Here is a 17,321-nt window from a genome sequence, read left to right on the forward strand (position 1 = left end):
GCGCGACCGCGGATGCAGACGGCCGCACAGCGGCGGAACACTCCGATCGCCACTGGCATCCCACGAACGATTCTGCTCTGAAACAACTTTCGGGAGCCACGAGATGATGCTGGCCGCCGGAATCATCGCCCTCGCCCTTGGCACCTACGCCTTCCGCTGGGCCGGACCCGCACTGCGCAGCCGGATCCAATTCCCTGACCGCGCAAAACGACTCCTCGAAGTCGGCGCGACAGTGCTCCTCGCCGCACTGGTCGCCGTCGAGACCCTCCCCTTCACCGAAGGCCACCTCAGTGCCGCCCTCCCCGCAGGCGTCCTGGTCGCCGGAATCCTGGCATGGCGCCGCTACCCGCTCCTCCTGGTCATCCTCGCCGCAGCCGCCACCACCGCTGGGCTTCGCGCCCTCGGCGTCTCCTGAGCGCACGCCTCCAAAACACCGGCTACAGAGCGGTGCCGTCGAAGATCCGTGCGCCGGCGCGTACGCCACCGCCCACCCGGTCGCCGGCCCGATCACGAACGGCCAAAACGTTTTCCCTCCACCGAAGGACACTTAGGTCGTGTCTCGAAGTGGGCTGCGGTCAACGGTGCTGTGGCGGGGCAGATTACAGCTCCGGAAGTGACTGCACCCATGCGATCGCCGCTGCGTGGTGACGGCTCGGCGTGTGCAGGCACAAATGGGCCGCCCGTGTGCGGGGCACTTGCCTGTGCTGTGCCGGCTATCGAGCGGCCTGTGTTGTCGTCAGTTGGGGAACAGGGGGATGGCGCCGGCGCGGCGGCGGGCGACGGAGCCGTAGCGGGCGTCGATGCGGAGCCAGGTGGGGGTGGTGCGGACGCGGACTATTTCCGTGGGTTGGATGCGGCGGGATTCGGCTTTGTCGCCGGAGTGCGGGATGAAATCCATTGCGGTGAGGGCGAAGACGACGCGCATGGGGACTTCGACTTCGAGGCCGGGGGCCGAGACGGTGAGAACTGTTTGGTCGAGGAGGGCGGCGGGCGGGCCGTGTGAGCTGCCGTGTTCCTTGGCGAGTTCCGCGCCGCGTTCGGCGAGTTCGACGAGGGTGCGGGCGGGGATGTCGTCGACGTGGGCGAAGCCGTCGGCGGGAGGGAGGGCGCCGCGCCAGGCCGAGTCCATCGAATAGCCGAGGTCGATCGGGCTGCCGGAAGGCAGACCGGCCAAGACCAGATCCGCGCCGACGGTGACGTCGTCGACACCGAGCTCGGCGACCACGGTGCGGACCGCGAGCGCTTCGAAACCGGTTGCCACCCAAGCGGATACCAGGGTCGCGTCCCGGCGGCGCAGGCGGACGACGGCGGCCGGGTCGAGTCGGATCGCCCGGCTCAGGAAGGTGGCGAGGTTTTCTCGTTCGGCCGGATCGGACGCGTACAGCACCCGCTGCCCCGCGATCACCGCGGCCCCGCCATCACAGTGGCCCCGCGACCACACCGGCCCCGCGCCAACGCGTCCCTGTCACCACGCCCGCCCCGCGCCAACGCGTCCCTGTCACCACGCCCGCCCCGCATCAACGCGTCCTTGCTGTCATGTCCGCCCGCCTTCACCGAAAGGTCTACCCCCACAACTGCTCTGCCGTGTTGGACCGCACTTCGGCGGCGATTACATCCACTCGCTGAGGTATTCGCGTTCGCCCTCGGTGAGGCGGCGCAGCCGCTGGGTCTGAATGTCGAACGCCGCCAGCTGGGTGGAGGCGGTCACGGCGGGCGGCGAATCCGGGGCCGCACCCGCGGCCCGCACCTCGTAGCCGACGGTGAAGTCCACCGCGCGCAACTGCTCGATCCACATGGCGACATCGAGCGGAGTGTCCTCGTGCCGCAACTGTCCCCGGTACTTCACGTGCAGGTCGGCCAGCACACAACCCTCACGCAGCGCGACGGTGGGGCGCCCGTCGTCGAACAGCCACGGGATCCGCGCCTCCTCCAGCAGCGTCACCATGCGGGCGTGGTTGACGTGCTGGAACGCGTCCATATCCGACCAGCGAACCTCGACCTTCGCGTGGAACCGCTTGGATAGCAGTGCCACCGCACCGGGCCGCTGCCCGTTCCCGTTCACCGAACTCGTCAACGTGGTACCTCCGATTGATTGCCCGCCACACTCGCCCTGCCACGCTGCCCTCGGCGATCCGGCGAGATCGTTGGACTTCGAAACAGATCGATCTCGGCCCCAGTATGGCAATGTCCACGGCCGCGAGCAGGACAGGGGCATTACGACGACGCGGCCCAGACCCGCCGGAGCACGGTTTCGGCGAGCTCAGCGGGGGTCGCCACACTCGTATCGACAGTCAGGTCATAACGCACTTCGTGCCGATGAACAGTCCGCGCATGACCCCGCGCCACCCCGCGCTCATTGCCCCGCGCGACTTCCCGCCGCTCGGCGATCTCCAGCGGGCAGGTCACCGCCACGACCGACACATCCAGACCGGACAGCGCAGACATCCACACCGGCATCAGCTCCGGACTCAACAACATCTCATCGACAACAACATCGTTTCCACCTCGCGCGAACGCGCCGACGGCCGCGGCAGCCGACCGCAACATCCGCAACCCCACCGCCCCGTACCGCACCACCACCAGCGGCTCGCCACCCACATCCCGCTGGGACCTGTCATACCAAAACCCGTCCCGGCTGAGCGGCCCATCCAATCCCCCACCCCATTTCGGCGGCACCATCGCGAAGAGCCCGTCGATCCCCCAACGCAAAACCGGACTCTCGCTCGCATCCTGAATGGCGCGCGCCAACGTAGTCTTCCCCGAACTCGACGTCCCGTTGAGAAATATCACCCGCCCAGACATGTCATTTCGCACCGATCAAGGTTATGACCCAGCCATGCAACAGCGGCCGACGCGCAGCTGCGGGGCGGCCTCCCAAGGCTGGACGAGGCGGCAGCCGTGGGCCGGGCGGGTCAGGGCTTGGGCCAGGTGGATTCGACGTAGTGGTGGAAGCGGGCGGCGGGTGGGGCGAGGGGGTGGTCGGTGCGCCAGGTGAGGGCGATGGTGCGGCGGGCGGTGGGGGTGGTCAAGGGCAGGCCGATGGTGCCGGAGGTGCCGGCGAATTGTTCGGGGAGGATGGCGACGCCGAGGCCGGCGGCTACGAGGCCTTCGATGGTGGCGAGGTCGGCGCTTTCGAAGGATATTTTGGGGATTACTCCGGCTTCGGCGAAGAGCGTGTCGAAGAGGGTTCGGTAGCCGAAACCTAGTGGGGTGGTTACGAATTCGTCGTTGGATAGGTCGGACAAGGCGATCCGGTCGCGGGTGCGGAGGGGGTGGGCCGGGGGGACGACGAGAACCAGGCGTTCGCGCTGGAGGGGGAGCCAGCCGAAGTTGCCTGGTTCCCGCCAGGAGGTGACGGCGAGTTCGACGGCGCCGGATTGCAGGTCGTTGCGGATGTGATGGTGGGGTTCTTGGCTGAGCAGGACTCGGATGGCGGGGGCGTGTTCGTGGAAGCCGCGCAGGAGCTGCGGGACCAAGGAGGTGGCCATGGAGTCGAGGAAGGCCAGGCGGACTACGCCGCTGTCGGGGTTGAGGCGGGCGGCGAGTTCGACGGTGAGCTGGTCGTAGCGGGCGATCAGATCGCGGGCGGCGGTGACCGCCAGTTCGCCGTTCGGGGTCAGGTGGACACCGGTGGGTACGCGCTCGAAGAGGCGGGCGCCGAGTTCGGATTCGATGCGGGACAGGGCGCGGGAGAGGGTGGGCTGACTGACGCCGAGGACCGCGGCGGTGTCGGTCATGTGCTGGTGGTCGGCGAGGGCGACCAGCCAGTCGAGGTCACGCAGCAGCACCACCGCATCATACGTCGGACGCATAGAGATCCTGCGAAATCGACATTGGACGTATGAAGTGGAGCGGCCCAGGATCGTCGGGGTGACCACACTCGCCGAACCGGACAGCCGGCAGATCGACATGGGATACCTGCCCGGCAGCCGGGGGTATCGCCGGGTGCTGGTGTCGCTGTTCGCCGCCGGGATAGCGACATTCGTGCTGCTGTACGACACCCAGGCGCTGCTGCCGGAGTTCGTGACCGCCTTCGGCATCTCACCGGCGGAGAGCACGCTGGTCATGTCGGTGACGACCGCCGCGCTGGCGCTGGCGCTGCTGGTCTTCGGTCCGCTGTCCGAGGCGGTGGGCCGCACCCGGCTCATTCACTTCTCCCTGCTGTCCTCGGCCGTGATCGCGCTGGCCTGCGCGTTCGCACCCAGCTGGGATGCGCTGCTGGTCTTGCGGCTGCTGGGCGGCATCGCCTTGGCCGGCCTGCCCGCGGTGGCCACGGCGTACCTGCGCGAGGAACTGCACCCGTCGACGCACGCGCGCGCGGCGGGCCTCTACATCGGCGGGACCGCGCTCGGCGGGATGGCCGGACGTCTGGTGACCGCGCCGATCGCCGAGGCGGCAGGCTGGCGCTGGGCGCTGGTGGCCGCGGCCGGCGTCGCGCTGATCTGCGCGGTGATCGTCGCGCTCACCCTCCCCGCCTCGCGGCATTTCGTCGCACGCCCGGCGCGACCCCGGAACATTCTGGCGATGGCGCGCGGTGCGCTGTCCGACCGAGCGTTGCTCGCCCTGTACGCGATCGGCGCGTGCTCGGTGGGAGCTTTGGTCGCGGTGTTCAACGCCCTCGGATTCCGGCTCACCAGTTCGCCGTTCCATCTCGGCGTCGGTGTCGTGAGCCTGGTCTATCTCGTCTACCCGCTGGGCACGATCAGCTCCACGGTGTCCGGCCGCCTCGCCGACCGCCTGGGCCGGCGCGCCATCATGCCCGTCGGCAGCGCGCTCGCGCTCGCCGGCGTGGGACTCACCTTGTCGGGGTGGCTACCTGTCGTTGTCCTGGGCGTCGCCGCGATTACCGTCGGATTCTTCGTCACCCACGGGTTGGCCAGCGGCTGGGTAGCCGCTCGCGCGCACGCCGCCGGGACCAGCACCAGCCAGGCCGCGTCGTTCTATCTGTTCGCCTACTACGTCGGTTCGTCCGTGTTCGGCAGCCTCGGCGCGCACGCATGGACCAGTGCGGCCTGGCCCGGCGTGGCGGCGCTGACCGGGGCCCTGGTCATCGTGGCCGGAGCGCTGGCGCTCGCCCTGCGCCGCATTCCGGTGCTGGAAACCAGCGCTGTCCGCTGAATTGCCCGGCCACCCCGCGCTATTCCCTGGCACAATTCACGGAGCCGAGTCGAAACTGTTGCTGGACAACCGTACCGGGGCTCACGCAGGAGTCATACACTGGCGGAGCGGTTTTCGCGCAGGGTTCGAGAAAGGCTCTCCCATGCGTATTTTCGGGATGCTGTTGTTCGCAATTCTCATCGGGCCGTTCATCGGCGCCTTAGCCAGGCTGATTCTGCCTGGGAAACAAAATATTTCGTTCTTCAAGACCTGGGCGCTCGGCACGCTGGGCGCCTTCATCGGCGGGATCGTGGCGCTGATACTCGGCCTCGATTCCACCAGCGGTATCGACTGGGCGCAGTGGATCCTGCAAATCGTCTGCGCCGCGGTGTTGATCGCGGCCGCCAGCCGGTCCAGCCTCGTTCGAAGGTAGCGCTGCTTCCAGCAATAGCCGGTGGCCGGTGGGCGGCGACGCCCACCGGCCTTCGGTTCAGCGCGGGACCTCCGACTGCGCGCCGACCCCGCTGACCATGCTGCGGACCTGCCGCGCCGCCACCGACAGGGTGGCGAGGTCGTGGGTGCCGGATTCGAACAGTTCCGACAGGGCGGCGCGGGCGCGACCCAGGCGGGACTGGTTCTTGGACTCCCAGTAGGCGATCTTCTCGTCGGCGGTTTCCTCCGGATCGCCGGCCGAGAGCACGTCGAGGGTGAGCGAACGCAGTGAGCCGTACATGTCGTCGCGCAGCGCGAGACGGGCCAGGGCGTGCCAGCGGTCGCCCCGCTCCAGATGACTGACGGCCTGGAGCAGCCAGTCGATCTTGAGGTGCTCGTTGAGCGCGTAGTACAGCGACCCGACCTCGTCGCCGCTGCGGTCGGTGATGTCGGCGATATCGATGACATCGAGCAGTGGGAACAGGTTGAGCAGCCCGTAGACCTCGGTGGTGAGGTCGGTGGGCGCGCCGCGCTTGATGAGCTCGGCGGACTGATCGGTGAGCATGGCGACGTGGTGACCGCGCAGCCAGCCCGGGACCTTGGGCGCGAGTTCGCGGACGCCGCGGCTGTAGCGGTTGATCTCGGCCCCGACCGCGATGGGCTGCGGACGGTTGCTCAGCAGCCAGCGTGAGGCCCGGTCGAGCGTCTTCTTGGTCTCGAGCTCGAGTTCGTCCCGGACGCCGATCGAGGTTTCGGACCCGCGGATCCGCGCCCACATGTCATGCAGGCCGAAGATCTCGCTGCCCGCCGCGAAAGCACGGACGGAATCGGTTGTGCTGGCTCCTATTTCCTCGTTCAACCGGTGTGCATAGGTGATGCCGCCGTAATCGACCATCTCGTTGACGATCATCGTGGTGAGAATTTCCCGGCGCAGCGGATGCTTCTTGATGGCGGCGCCGAAGCGCACGCGCAGCGCTTCGGGGAAGTATTCGGGCAGCCGGGTGGCGAAGTGCTGCATATCCGGCAGATCCGAATCGAGCAGATCGGCCTTGAGCGAAAGCTTCACGTGCGCCATGAGATTCGCGAGCTCCGGCGAGGCGAGCCCGGAGCCTTCCTCCATCCGGCGCTTCATTTCCACGTCGCTGGGCAGCGCCTCCAGTTCGCGATCCAGGCCGCGCCGCTCTTCCAGATCCTCGATGAGCCGCATGTGCACGTTCAGCATGCGGGCCGCGTTGAAGCGCGAGATGCCCATCAGGAAGTTCTGGGAGACGTTGTCCTGCAGCACCATCCGGGCCACATCGTCGGTCATGGAGGCGAGCAGCGGGTTGCGTTCGGGCTCCGGCAGCAGCCCGCCGCTGACCACGCTGTCCAGCAGGACCTTGATATTGACCTCGTGGTCGGAGCAGTCGACACCGGCCGAGTTGTCGAGCGCGTCGGTGTTCATCTTGCCGCCGGCGCGGCAGAACTCGATGCGGCCCAGCGCGGTGGCGCCGAGGTTACCGCCCTCGCCGATCACCTTGACGCGCAACTGATTACCGTTGACGCGCACCGGATCATTGGACTTGTCGCCGACTTCGGCATTGGACTCGGTACTGGCCTTGATATAGGTACCGATACCGCCGTTCCAGAGCAGCCCGACCGGCGCGAGCAGGATCGCGCGCACCAGATCCGGCGGTGACAACGAGACCACGTCGTCGCCGAGACCCAGCGCCGTGCGCGCCTGCGGACTGATCGGCACCGCCTTCACGGTGCGGTCCCACACACCGCCGCCCGCGCTGATCAGCGCGGTGTCGTAGTCGGCCCACGAGGAACGCGGCAACTCGAACATGCGCTGCCGCTCGGCATAGGAGGTGGCCGCGTCCGGGTTCGGATCGAGGAAGATGTGCCGGTGGTCGAACGCCGCGACCAGACGGATGTGCTCGGAGAGCAGCATGCCGTTGCCGAACACGTCGCCGCTCATATCGCCGACGCCGACCACCGTGAAATCCTGGGTCTGGGTGTCGAGATCCATCTCGCGGAAGTGCCGCTTCACGCTCTCCCACGCGCCCTTGGCGGTGATGCCCATGGCCTTGTGGTCATAGCCCGCCGACCCGCCGGAGGCGAACGCGTCACCGAGCCAGAAACCGTAGCGTTGCGCCACGTCGTTGGCGATGTCGGAGAAGGTCGCGGTGCCCTTGTCGGCGGCGACCACCAGGTAGGTGTCGTCGCCGTCGCGGCGGATCACCCGCGCGGGCGGGCGCACCGCGCCGGTGGCGCGGTCCACGTTGTCGGTGATGTCGAGCAGGCCGGAGATGAAGGTCCGGTAGCAGGCCACACCTTCCGCGCCGAGAGCCTGGCGATCCACACCGGGATCACCGGTGGCGGCGGGCGGCTGCTTCACCACGAAACCACCCTTGGCGCCGACCGGCACGATCACCGCGTTCTTCACCGCCTGCGCCTTCACCAAGCCCAGGATCTCGGTGCGGAAATCCTCCAGCCGGTCCGACCAGCGCAGGCCGCCGCGCGCCACCGGACCGAAGCGCAGGTGCACGCCCTCGATCCGCGGCGAGTACACGAAGATCTCGAATTGCGGCTTGGGCTTGGGCAACTCGACGATCAACTGCGGCTCGACCTTGATCGAGAGGAATTCGCGCGGGGTGCCCTCGAGATCGGTGACGTAGTAGTTGGTGCGCAGCGTGGCCTTGATCAGGCCGAGGATGGCGCGCAGGATGCGGTCGGCGTCGAGGCTGACCACGTCATCGATGCGGCCGCGCAGCTGGGCTTCCAGGCGCTGGGCGTCGCCCTCGTCGACGGTGTCGGGATCGAAGCGGGCCGCGAACAGGTCGACGAACAGCCGCGCCACATCCGGGTAGGTGAGCAGGACGCGGCTGATATTGGCCTGGCTGTACGGGAAACCGGCCTGCTGCAGGTACTTCGCGTAGGTGCGCAGGATCGACACCGCGCGCCAGGGCAACCGGGCTCGCAATACCAGCTCGTTCAGACCGTCCGCTTCGGCGCGGCCGTACCAGACCGATTCGAAGGCGTCGGTGAAACGCTCACGCAGCCCGCGCACTTCGGCTTCGAGCGCGTCGGCCCGGGCCGAGGCCTCCAGCAGTTCGGCGTCCAGGTCGCGGTCCAGCGAGCTGCGCAGCAGCTCCGGCCGGGCGAGCAGGCCGAAGTCGTAGATCCAGCGCTCGCTGGTCCGGCCGCCCGGCAGGTCGAAGAGGATCTGGTACGGACGCTCGTCGACCACCTCGACGCCGAGGCTCTGCAGCACGGGCAGCACCTGGCTCAGCGAGATGCCGCTGCCGCCGATGTAGAGGCTGAACCGCCAGGAACCGGGCTCCGAGCCCTGCTTGCGGTACAGGTGCTGATCGATCTGGCCCTCGGACAGACGCTCCAGCCGGACGATGTCGCCGAGCGCGTGCCGGGGACCGAAATCCTGCTTGTAGCCCTCGGGGAAGGCGGCCGCATAGCGTTGCACCACACCGGGGTCCAGCACGGCGGACCTGCTGACCTCGTCGTTGAGGTGGTCGTCCCAGGTATGGCTGGCCTCGGCCAGCAGGCGCTGGATGCGCAACCGGTTCGGCTCGGAGGTGTCGGCCAGGGTGCGCGCTTCACGGGGCGCGACGGATTCCGCGTCCGGCATGCGGACCGTGAAATACACACTGGCGAGCTCGCTCTCGCTCACCCGCGCCGAATAGTCGATGGAGTCGCCGCCGAGTTCGCGGACCAGGATCTCCTGCATCTCCAGGCGCACCCGGGTGGTGTATCGATCCCGCGGCAGGTAGACCAGGCAGGCGACGAAGCGGCCGTAGCTGTCCTCGCGCATGAACAGCCGCACCTGCCGGCGCAGGCTGACGTTCAGCACCGCCACCGCGGTCTTGCGCATGGTTTCGATGTCGGAGGAGAACAGCTCGGTGCGCGGGAAGGACTGGATGACCTCGAGCATGGCCTGCCCGGAGAACGAATCCAGGTCGAAGCCGCTCTCCTCGATCACCGTGCGTACCCGGCGGTTGATCACCGGGATGTCGAGCACGTTCTCGTGCACCGCGGTGACGGTGAAGACGCCGATGAACAGATGCTCGCCGACGATGTTGCCGTGCTCGTCCCAGTCGGCGACGCCGACGAAGTAGGGATAGACCGAACGATGCACGGTGGCCGGGACCAGGCCCTGGGTCAGCATGAGCAGCGGGCGGTCGCCGCCGTTGATCGGGACCCGGAAATCGGTGCCGACGTCGGGACGCAGCACGCCCAGGCAGGTGCCGGGCATCGGATTCGAGGTGGTCAGACCCTCCTCGGTGCTGTCGAGGCGGTACTGGGCGAACCCGAGCACGGTGAAATTGCCGCTGGCCAGCCAGCGCAGCAGCTCGGCGGTGTCGATCAGATCGCGCGCCGGGAACGGCGCGTCGCCGGCCTTGGCGGCCTGCTTCAGGTCGTCGGCCAGTTTGCTCTGCACCGCCTGGATGGCGTCGGTGTCGCCGATGACCTGGCGCACGTCCGCGACCACATCGGGCATCGCCTGCTCGATCCGGTCCAGCAGTTCGCGGCTGGTGGAGGGGTGCAGTTGCAGGTGCATCCAGGATTCGCGCAGCACACCGCCGTTGCGGTCGACCTCGTGCGGTACGGCCTTGGTCAGGCGGCCGTCCGCGTCGCGTTCGACCTCGAAGATCGGGTGGATGACCTCGCTGACGCTGACGCCCATCCGGCTCAGCGACGAGGTGATGGACTCCACGAGCAGTGCCATGTCATCGGTCACCAGCTGGACGGCGGCGCCCAGGCCGGACGCGTCGTCCGGGTGGTACACGCGGACCAGCGCTCGCCCCTTGGGGCGGATCATCGCCAATTCCAGGTGCCGCCGGAAGATTTGGGTGATACCGGTGATCGCACAGTCCACATCGCCCGCGTCGACGTGGCGGAAGTACGCCTCCTCGAGTGTCCCGAGCGCGTCCCGGAGTGCGCCGGGCAAACTCGCGGCCCAGGCCGCGGTGTCCGTGCGCTCCAGATGCCGCCCGCCATTGGACAATTCGGACGAGACCGTCATAATTTTTCGCCAACTCCTCGGATTCGGTTCCGCAACAAAGTGACGCCGGTCCGAGAGTAGCTGTGCGATACACGCGCGGGGGTGAAATCCCTTCTAAACACAGGGTGTTCACCACTGCCGTAGTAGTAGCCGCCGAGTAGCCCGCGTCAAAAACGCTGGCACAGCACCGATCGGACCGACACCCTCACGTACACGCAGTCGCAGTGCGTACTACACATTCTCTGGACTGCGCCTGCGCATGCACGGACACCACCCTAGCGAGAGTTGCGCCACTGTCCAGGTGGACCAAATTTCCTTCGGCGGACCTGGCTTCGCGCCGGTTGCCGCCGCAGGTCCTTCGGCGAGATGGCGCTTTTGTGACACCTTCGGCGGAAACCGCGCCTTCGACAGCATGTTCGGCCACCTACGCCGAACGGCGGGACGATGCACCGCTGCGCATCGTCCCGCCGTCCGGCGTCAATTGGAGCTTCGGCCCGAGATCAGTCGCGGGTCAGCTTGCGGTGCGTAACCCGATGCGGGCGCGCCGCTTCCAGGCCGAGACGCTCGATCTTGTTGGCCTCGTACGCCTCGAAGTTGCCCTCGAACCAGAACCATTTGGCGTCATTGTCCGAGTCGCCCTCCCACGCGAGGATGTGGGTGCAGGTGCGGTCCAGGAACCAGCGGTCGTGCGAGATGACCACGGCGCAGCCGGGGAACTGCTCGAGCGCGTTCTCCAGCGAACCCAGGGTTTCCACGTCGAGGTCGTTGGTCGGCTCGTCGAGCAGGATCAGGTTGCCGCCCTGCTTGAGGGTCAGTGCCAGGTTCAGGCGGTTGCGCTCACCACCGGAGAGCACGCCCGCGGGCTTCTGCTGATCCGGGCCCTTGAAGCCGAACGCGCTGACGTAGGCGCGTGAGGGCATTTCCTGGTTGCCGACCTCGATGAAGTCCAGCCCCTCGGAGACGACCTGCCAGACGTTCTTCTTCGGATCGATGCCCGCGCGGTTCTGGTCGACGTAGCTCAGCTTGACCGTCTCGCCGACCTTCACCTCGCCGCTGTCCGGCGCTTCCAGCCCGACGATGGTCTTGAACAGCGTGGTCTTACCGACGCCGTTCGGGCCGATGACGCCGACGATGCCGTTGCGCGGCAAGGTGAACGACAGATCCTTGATCAGCTGACGATCGCCGAAGCCCTTGTCCAGGTTCTTCACCTCGACCACGACATTGCCCAAGCGCGGGCCGGCCGGAATCTGGATCTCCTCGAAATCCAACTTCCTGTGCTTGTCGGCCTCTGCCGCCATTTCCTCGTAGCGACCCAGACGCGCCTTGTTCTTGGCCTGTCGCGCCTTGGCGCCGGAACGCACCCAGGCGAGCTCTTCCTTGAGGCGCTTCTGCAGCTTCTGGTCCTTCTTGCCCTGGACCTCCAGACGCTGAGCCTTCTTCTCCAGGTAGGTGGAGTAGTTGCCCTCGTACGGGTAGGCGCGGCCGCGGTCCAGCTCGAGGATCCATTCCGCGACATTGTCGAGGAAGTACCGGTCGTGGGTGACGGCCAGCACGGCGCCGGTGTACGCGGCCAGGTGCTGTTCGAGCCAGAGCACGCTCTCGGCGTCGAGGTGGTTGGTGGGCTCGTCGAGCAGCAGCAGGTCGGGCTTGCTCAGCAGCAGCTTGCACAGCGCGACGCGGCGGCGCTCACCACCGGAGAGGTTGGTCACCGGCTCGTCCGGCGGCGGGCAGCGCAGCGCGTCCATGGCCTGCTCGAGCTGGGAGTCGACATCCCAGGCGTCGGCATGGTCCAGGTACTCCTGGAGCTTGCCCATCTCCTCCATGAGCTCGTCGGAGTAGTCGGTGGCCATCAGCTCGGCGATCTCGTTGAAGCGGTCCAGCTTCACCTTGACCTCGCCGAGGCCTTCCTCGACGTTGCCGCGAACGGTCTTTTCCTCGTTCAGGTGCGGTTCCTGCATCAGGATGCCGACGGTGGCGCCCGGCGCGAGGAAGGCTTCGCCGTTGTTCGGCTGATCCACTCCGGCCATGATCTTGAGCACGCTGGATTTACCGGCGCCGTTCGGGCCGACGACGCCGATCTTGGCGCCGGGAAGGAAGTTCAGGAAGACATCATCGAGCACGACTTTGTCGCCGTGTGCCTTACGAACTTTCTTCATCGTGTAAATGAACTCAGCCATATACGCAAGCCTATCGGTCTAGGGGTCAATGGAGCGAAGTCGAGGGGTTGCCGCGGATCAGGCGTCGACCGGCTGTGTTTCGGCGCGGTCGGAGGAATCGCTCTGCACGGTCGTCGCATCCCCCTGGTTCTCGCCGACACGTGCGCGTTCTTCAGCGCTCGATCCCAGGCAAGTATTCCGCATCAGGCTCGCGGGCGCGGAGCCGGACCCGTAGTCGGAGTTACGCGTGAGGCCCACGGTGCAGCGCGACAGATCCGGGCCGACGGTGTAGGCCCGCAGTTCCAGCTCCCGGCGGTCGGTGCCGTCCTTGGCGCGGTATTCGATGGTGCGCAGGTGCCCGTGCACGACGACCGGGTCGCCGCGGTGCAACGAGGCGTCGACGCCGAGGGCGAGGCGGCGCCAGCAGGTGATGGTGAGGAACATCGTGCCGCTGTCGACCCATTCCCCGGAGGCGTCCCGGCGGCGCGAGGTGCTGCCCAGCCGGAAGGTCACCATCGGCTCACCGGTGGGCAGCTGGCGCCGCACGGGGGTGGTGACGACATTGCCGACGATGGTGGCCAGAGTCTCGTACATGGTGACGCCCCTTCGGATTTCGGCCCTGGGCAGACGCCCCGGGTGCTTGCTCCCCGCTGCGAGGACTCCTCCAGCGTGCGCGCCGCGAGCCCCGAACGGAGCCCCGAGATCACATTTGGGGACAACTTTCCCGACTGTGGACATCTACCCCTTCAGATGTGCCGCTCAGCCGATGTCGAGGTCGGTGTTGGCGCCGCAGAGCACGACCACCGGCCGCTCGCCCCGGGCCGGCACATAGGCGCCGCTCTGGATCGCGGCGAAGGCCGTCGCACCCGAGAACTCGACGACGACGCGGAACTCCCGCCACAGGTAGTCCCGGGCGGTCATGATGGCGTCGTCGGAGACCAGCAGCGACCGCACGTCATAGCGCCGCGCCGCATCCAGCGCGATATCGCCGATTCTGGTGGCGCCTAGCACTTCCGCGCCGCGACCGGCTGCCCGCACCTCCACCGGCCGGTTCGCGCGCAACGCCGCGTGCAGCGCCGGCACGCCCTCGGGTTCGACCCCGATGACCGGCTGCCTGCGTCCCAGCGCGGCCGCGACCCCGGCGATCAAACCGCCGCCGCCGACCGCGGCCAGCACCGGCGGCCGTCCGCGCACCTGCTCCTCGAGCTCGAGCCCGATCACCCCCGCCCCCGCGACCACCGCGGGCAGGTCGTAGGCGTGCAGCTGCATCGCCCCGCTCTCCACGGCCAGTTCCCGGGCGTACCGGTGCGCCTCGGTGTAAGTCGTGCCGTGCCACAGCACTTCGGCCCCGTAGGACCACATCGCGGCGACCTTGGTGTGCGGCGCCGACTCGGGCACCACCACCGTGCAGCCCTTGCCGAGCTGGGCGGCGGCCAGCGCGGCGGCGATCCCCGCGTTGCCGCCGGAGGCGATGACCACGTGCTCGGCCGACCGCCCCGACTCCAGCAGCGCGTTCAAACTGCCGCGCACCTTGAAAGTGCCGCCGTGCTGCAGATATTCGAGTTTCAGCGTGACCGGCACCGGACCGTTCGGCCCGCGCACCGAGGTATGGAAGACCGGCGTTTTCCGCACCCGTCCCGCCAGGCGCTTGCGCGCCGCCCGCACATCCGACCGATACACCTGCCCCGCAACCCTGTCCTCCCCCAGACAATCCTGGAACAACCCCCGGTCGGTCACGCGCACTCCGTCACTCGCGCACTCCACGATCACGCTTGCTCAGTTCGGCGAACATCGCGTTGTGCGCGGCCAGGTCGGCGTCGTTGTCCCGGTCCGCGGCCCGGTCGGTGCGTTTGGCCAGTTTCGCGTCGCTGCGCGACCACTGGATCAGCAGTGCCAGCATCACCACCACCAGCGGCACCTCACCGCTGGCCCAGGCGAAACTGCCGCCGGTGCGCTGGTCGTCGAGCAGGTCGACGTTCCAGCCGAGCGCGAGGCTGCGGAAGAACCAGCCGCCCATCACGGTGGTCATGCTCATCAGCGCGACACCGAAGAAGGCGTGGAAAGGCAGCGAGCCGAAGACCATGCCCAGCTTGGTCAGCGGTTGCACCTGCCGCGGTTTGGGATCGATGCCGATCACCACCCAGTAGAAGAGGTAACCGCTGAGCAGGAAGTGCAGGTTCATCAACAGGTGTGCGGCGTGCGAGTCGACCACCGAGTCGTAGATGCCGCCCATGTACAGGGCGTAGAAACCGCCGACGAAGACGACCGACGCGACGATCGGATGGGTCAGGAACCGGGACACCGGATTGTGCACCGCCGCCAAGATCCATTCGCGCGGTCTGGGGGCGCCGGTCTTGCCGGCCGCGGGCAGCGCCCGCAGGGCCAGGGTGACCGCGCCGCCGAGCGCGAAAAGAATGGGCGCGAGCATGGACAACGCCATGTGCTGACCCATGTGCACGCTGAACATGGCGGGCGAGTATCGCCCCACACCCGATGAGGTGGCGAGCAGCAGCACCGCGCAGCCGGACAGCCAGGCGATGGTCCGCCCGACCGGCCAGGCATCACCGCGCGAGCGCAGGCGGCGCACCCCGATCAGATACAACACCGCCGCCACGATGGCCAGCGTGCCGAAGATCAGGTCGAAGCGCCAGTCGAACAGCAGCCGCGCCGCCGTCGGCGGACCGGCCAGGTTGTAGCCGATCTCGACTTCCGCTGGTGTGGGCACTGTTTTCGGGGGCGGCGGCGGGGTGCGGCCGAGGCCGACCGCGAGTCCGATGGTGGCCGCGAAGATCAAGGCCTCGACGCCGCCGAAGCGGATCAGCGCGCCGCGGTCGCGCGGATTCGCCGCCAGCGCGGGCAATGCCGCGCGCCGCTGCAGGTAGCCGAACACGCCGAGCACGGCCAGCGCGACCGCCTTCGCCACGATCAGCTGACCGTAGGTGGTGCCGAACAGCTCCGACCACGACACGCGGACGATCGAGTTGATGACGCCGCTGGCCCCGATGACGACGAACGCGACCGTCGCGGTCAGCGAGAACCGCCGCGCCGCGAGCCCGGTGTGTTCGCCGCCGCGCATCGCGTAGGCGAGCACGGCGAACAATCCGCCGACCCACACCGCGGACGAGATCAGGTGCAGAATCAGGCTGTTGGTCGCCACGTCGTGCGCGCCGCCGGAGGACGAGTGCCCGGTCAGCGCCAGCGGCATCATGGTCACGACGGCGCCGCCGAACAGCACCGGCGCCCAGCCCCAGCGCAGCGCGAGCCGACAGCCGATCGCGACGATCAGCGCGAGCACGACCGTGGTCCGCCACGCCTGGGCCAGGTCGACCAGTCCGATCGCGCGCCAGAGCTGCTCGGGCCGCCAGAGGTTCCCGACGTGCTGGCCCGTGGTGTCCGACACCGTCAGCGGAACCAGCAGCGCCGCACAGCAAGCCCACATCAGCGCGAAGTGCGAGGCGCGCCGCAGCGCGCGATAGCCGGCGACATCGAGCAGCCCATTGGCCTGCGGCGGCACCAGGAACGCCGCGAACAGCAGCGAACCCACGGTCAGCGCCGCGAGCAGGTCGTTGAGCGCGCGGATCGCGGGCAGGCCGTAGGTGGTCAGCGGACCGGGATCCGGAATGCCGAGCAAGCTCAGCGCCTGCGCCGCCGAAAGGGCCACCACCAGCGCCGCCACCACGGCGGCGACGGCGATCGAAATCGCGGTGACCACGGCAAACGTTCCCGATGAACCCGTACCCGCGGAGTCTGATACCTCTGCTTCGGGGTGCGGGTCCAGCGGTGACGACATACGACTGAGCGTAGTTGGATACTTAATGCGTAGCCCGGCCGGGTTTGGGCCGATAACCTGTTCCTGGCCGACACGGCAAGAATGTTTCCGTCGCTAACAAGTAGCGATCTGGACGGTCGCTATACTTGCCGTGCTGGACAGCAAGGGCCAATGTCGGCCAAGGTGGAACCCCAACTGCCTCCGTAGCTCAGTTGGATAGAGCAAGGGCCTTCTAATCCCTAGGTCGCAGGTTCGATTCCTGCCGGGGGCGCTTCACCCCTCTGGCCTGGCGCAACGCCAGGCCAGAGGTCTTTTACCCGCCTCGTACAACGCCGAAACACCTAGGAACTCCGCCAGCACAATCGGTCTGCGGGGCAGCTAGGATCTCGACGACATCGTGTGACATCAGCTACCGCCGGGCTTTCCTCGTCGTCCGCGTCTGGCGCCGACGCCGGCCTCGATCAGCGACAGTCAGCGCGCCCCCGTCGACCCCGAGCACTTCTATGATGGCGGTGAGTATTCAATCGACCAGCGGTCGCCGATTTCGGTCCGAAGACGGCCAGCCAGAACGCTTCCGGTCTTCCAGAATCGCTCCTCATCTTCTACTGATTTGAAACCAGGATTCCCAGGATCGTTCGCGAGATCATAGATGGAATTCGCAGACCGCCCCTTGACATTTCCATGTGGCAGCACTGTATCTCTGGCAATAATTTAGCGACTTGCTCGACGTAGACATCCGCGTCGGTCACCCCGTCTGGAGCATTCGCGAAATCTGCCCTGCTGTTGTCCCGTCGGCACCGCTCCGCATCGTTACCCGAGGTGTCGGCGTGTTCCCTTCGGGCCGCGTCCGGGCTGCGCGATACGC

The 17,321-nt window shown here is 67.6% G+C and carries 12 protein-coding genes and 1 tRNA gene; 4 read left to right on the top strand and 9 right to left on the bottom strand.

Annotated elements, in window-relative coordinates; genetic code table 11:
* Positions 1–103: 103 nt before the first annotated feature.
* On the top strand, positions 104–415 hold the full coding sequence (locus tag AB0M14_RS07655; RefSeq protein WP_364990059.1) for an AzlD domain-containing protein: 312 nt from the start codon (positions 104–106) through the stop codon (positions 413–415).
* 321 nt (positions 416–736) lie between these two features.
* Here the strand turns inward: AB0M14_RS07655 and AB0M14_RS07660 are convergent, their stop codons facing one another.
* The 4 genes from AB0M14_RS07660 to AB0M14_RS07675 form a co-directional block, all read right to left on the bottom strand.
* Complete coding sequence (locus AB0M14_RS07660) at positions 737–1,405, bottom strand: hypothetical protein (protein WP_364990062.1); 669 nt, start codon at positions 1,403–1,405, stop codon at positions 737–739.
* A gap of 204 nt (positions 1,406–1,609) precedes the next feature.
* Complete coding sequence (locus tag AB0M14_RS07665) at positions 1,610–1,978, bottom strand: thioesterase family protein (protein ID WP_364991398.1); 369 nt, start codon at positions 1,976–1,978, stop codon at positions 1,610–1,612.
* A gap of 236 nt (positions 1,979–2,214) precedes the next feature.
* On the bottom strand, positions 2,215–2,814 hold the full coding sequence (locus AB0M14_RS07670; RefSeq protein WP_364990065.1) for a chloramphenicol phosphotransferase: 600 nt from the start codon (positions 2,812–2,814) through the stop codon (positions 2,215–2,217).
* A 98-nt stretch (positions 2,815–2,912) separates the two neighbouring features.
* The gene (locus AB0M14_RS07675; protein WP_364990068.1) at positions 2,913–3,812 is read right to left on the bottom strand and encodes a LysR family transcriptional regulator; all 900 of its coding nucleotides are present in this window, start codon (positions 3,810–3,812) and stop codon (positions 2,913–2,915) included.
* Positions 3,813–3,870: 58 nt separating this feature from the next.
* Between AB0M14_RS07675 and AB0M14_RS07680 the strand changes: the two genes are divergently transcribed.
* Together AB0M14_RS07680 and AB0M14_RS07685 are read left to right on the top strand one after the other, a co-directional pair.
* Positions 3,871–5,118 (top strand): MFS transporter, encoded by a 1,248-nt coding sequence (locus tag AB0M14_RS07680; protein WP_364990070.1) that lies wholly within the window; start codon positions 3,871–3,873, stop codon positions 5,116–5,118.
* 142 nt (positions 5,119–5,260) lie between these two features.
* Complete coding sequence (locus AB0M14_RS07685; protein ID WP_364990073.1) at positions 5,261–5,530, top strand: GlsB/YeaQ/YmgE family stress response membrane protein; 270 nt, start codon at positions 5,261–5,263, stop codon at positions 5,528–5,530.
* A gap of 57 nt (positions 5,531–5,587) precedes the next feature.
* Here the strand turns inward: AB0M14_RS07685 and AB0M14_RS07690 are convergent, their stop codons facing one another.
* The 5 genes from AB0M14_RS07690 to AB0M14_RS07710 all read right to left on the bottom strand — a co-directional run bounded on the left by AB0M14_RS07690 (position 5,588) and on the right by AB0M14_RS07710 (position 16,477).
* Complete coding sequence (locus AB0M14_RS07690) at positions 5,588–10,552, bottom strand: NAD-glutamate dehydrogenase (protein WP_364990076.1); 4,965 nt, start codon at positions 10,550–10,552, stop codon at positions 5,588–5,590.
* 479 nt (positions 10,553–11,031) lie between these two features.
* Entirely contained in the window at positions 11,032–12,708 is a 1,677-nt protein-coding gene (gene ettA / locus AB0M14_RS07695; RefSeq protein WP_364990079.1) for an energy-dependent translational throttle protein EttA, read from the bottom strand.
* A 57-nt stretch (positions 12,709–12,765) separates the two neighbouring features.
* Positions 12,766–13,281 carry a single-stranded DNA-binding protein gene (ssb, locus tag AB0M14_RS07700; protein WP_364990083.1) on the bottom strand — a complete coding sequence of 172 codons (516 nt, stop codon included), beginning with the start codon at positions 13,279–13,281 and terminating at the stop codon, positions 12,766–12,768.
* A 165-nt stretch (positions 13,282–13,446) separates the two neighbouring features.
* Positions 13,447–14,424 (bottom strand): threonine/serine dehydratase, encoded by a 978-nt coding sequence (locus tag AB0M14_RS07705; protein ID WP_364990087.1) that lies wholly within the window; start codon positions 14,422–14,424, stop codon positions 13,447–13,449.
* A 10-nt stretch (positions 14,425–14,434) separates the two neighbouring features.
* Positions 14,435–16,477 carry a cytochrome c oxidase assembly protein gene (locus AB0M14_RS07710; protein WP_364990090.1) on the bottom strand — a complete coding sequence of 681 codons (2,043 nt, stop codon included), beginning with the start codon at positions 16,475–16,477 and terminating at the stop codon, positions 14,435–14,437.
* Positions 16,478–16,653: 176 nt separating this feature from the next.
* Between AB0M14_RS07710 and AB0M14_RS07715 the strand changes: the two genes are divergently transcribed.
* Positions 16,654–16,727: transfer RNA gene (locus AB0M14_RS07715), tRNA-Arg, on the top strand.
* The last annotated feature ends 594 nt before the right edge of the window (positions 16,728–17,321 follow it).

It is taken from the genome of Nocardia sp. NPDC051832, assembly GCF_040681285.1.
Lineage (GTDB): Bacteria > Actinomycetota > Actinomycetes > Mycobacteriales > Mycobacteriaceae > Nocardia.

What these genes read in the sequence shown, in the direction of transcription:
- AB0M14_RS07665 (WP_364991398.1), bottom strand. Translation starts at nt 1,978, where the DNA reads ATGGACGCGTTCCAGCACGTCAACCACGCCCGCATGGTGACGCTGCTG.
- ssb (WP_364990083.1), bottom strand. Translation starts at nt 13,281, where the DNA reads ATGTACGAGACTCTGGCCACCATCGTCGGCAATGTCGTCACCACCCCC.
- AB0M14_RS07685 (WP_364990073.1), top strand. Translation starts at nt 5,261, where the DNA reads ATGCGTATTTTCGGGATGCTGTTGTTCGCAATTCTCATCGGGCCGTTC.
- ettA (WP_364990079.1), bottom strand. Translation starts at nt 12,708, where the DNA reads ATGGCTGAGTTCATTTACACGATGAAGAAAGTTCGTAAGGCACACGGC.
- AB0M14_RS07690 (WP_364990076.1), bottom strand. Translation starts at nt 10,552, where the DNA reads ATGACGGTCTCGTCCGAATTGTCCAATGGCGGGCGGCATCTGGAGCGC.
- AB0M14_RS07655 (WP_364990059.1), top strand. Translation starts at nt 104, where the DNA reads ATGATGCTGGCCGCCGGAATCATCGCCCTCGCCCTTGGCACCTACGCC.
- AB0M14_RS07675 (WP_364990068.1), bottom strand. Translation starts at nt 3,812, where the DNA reads ATGCGTCCGACGTATGATGCGGTGGTGCTGCTGCGTGACCTCGACTGG.
- AB0M14_RS07710 (WP_364990090.1), bottom strand. Translation starts at nt 16,477, where the DNA reads ATGTCGTCACCGCTGGACCCGCACCCCGAAGCAGAGGTATCAGACTCC.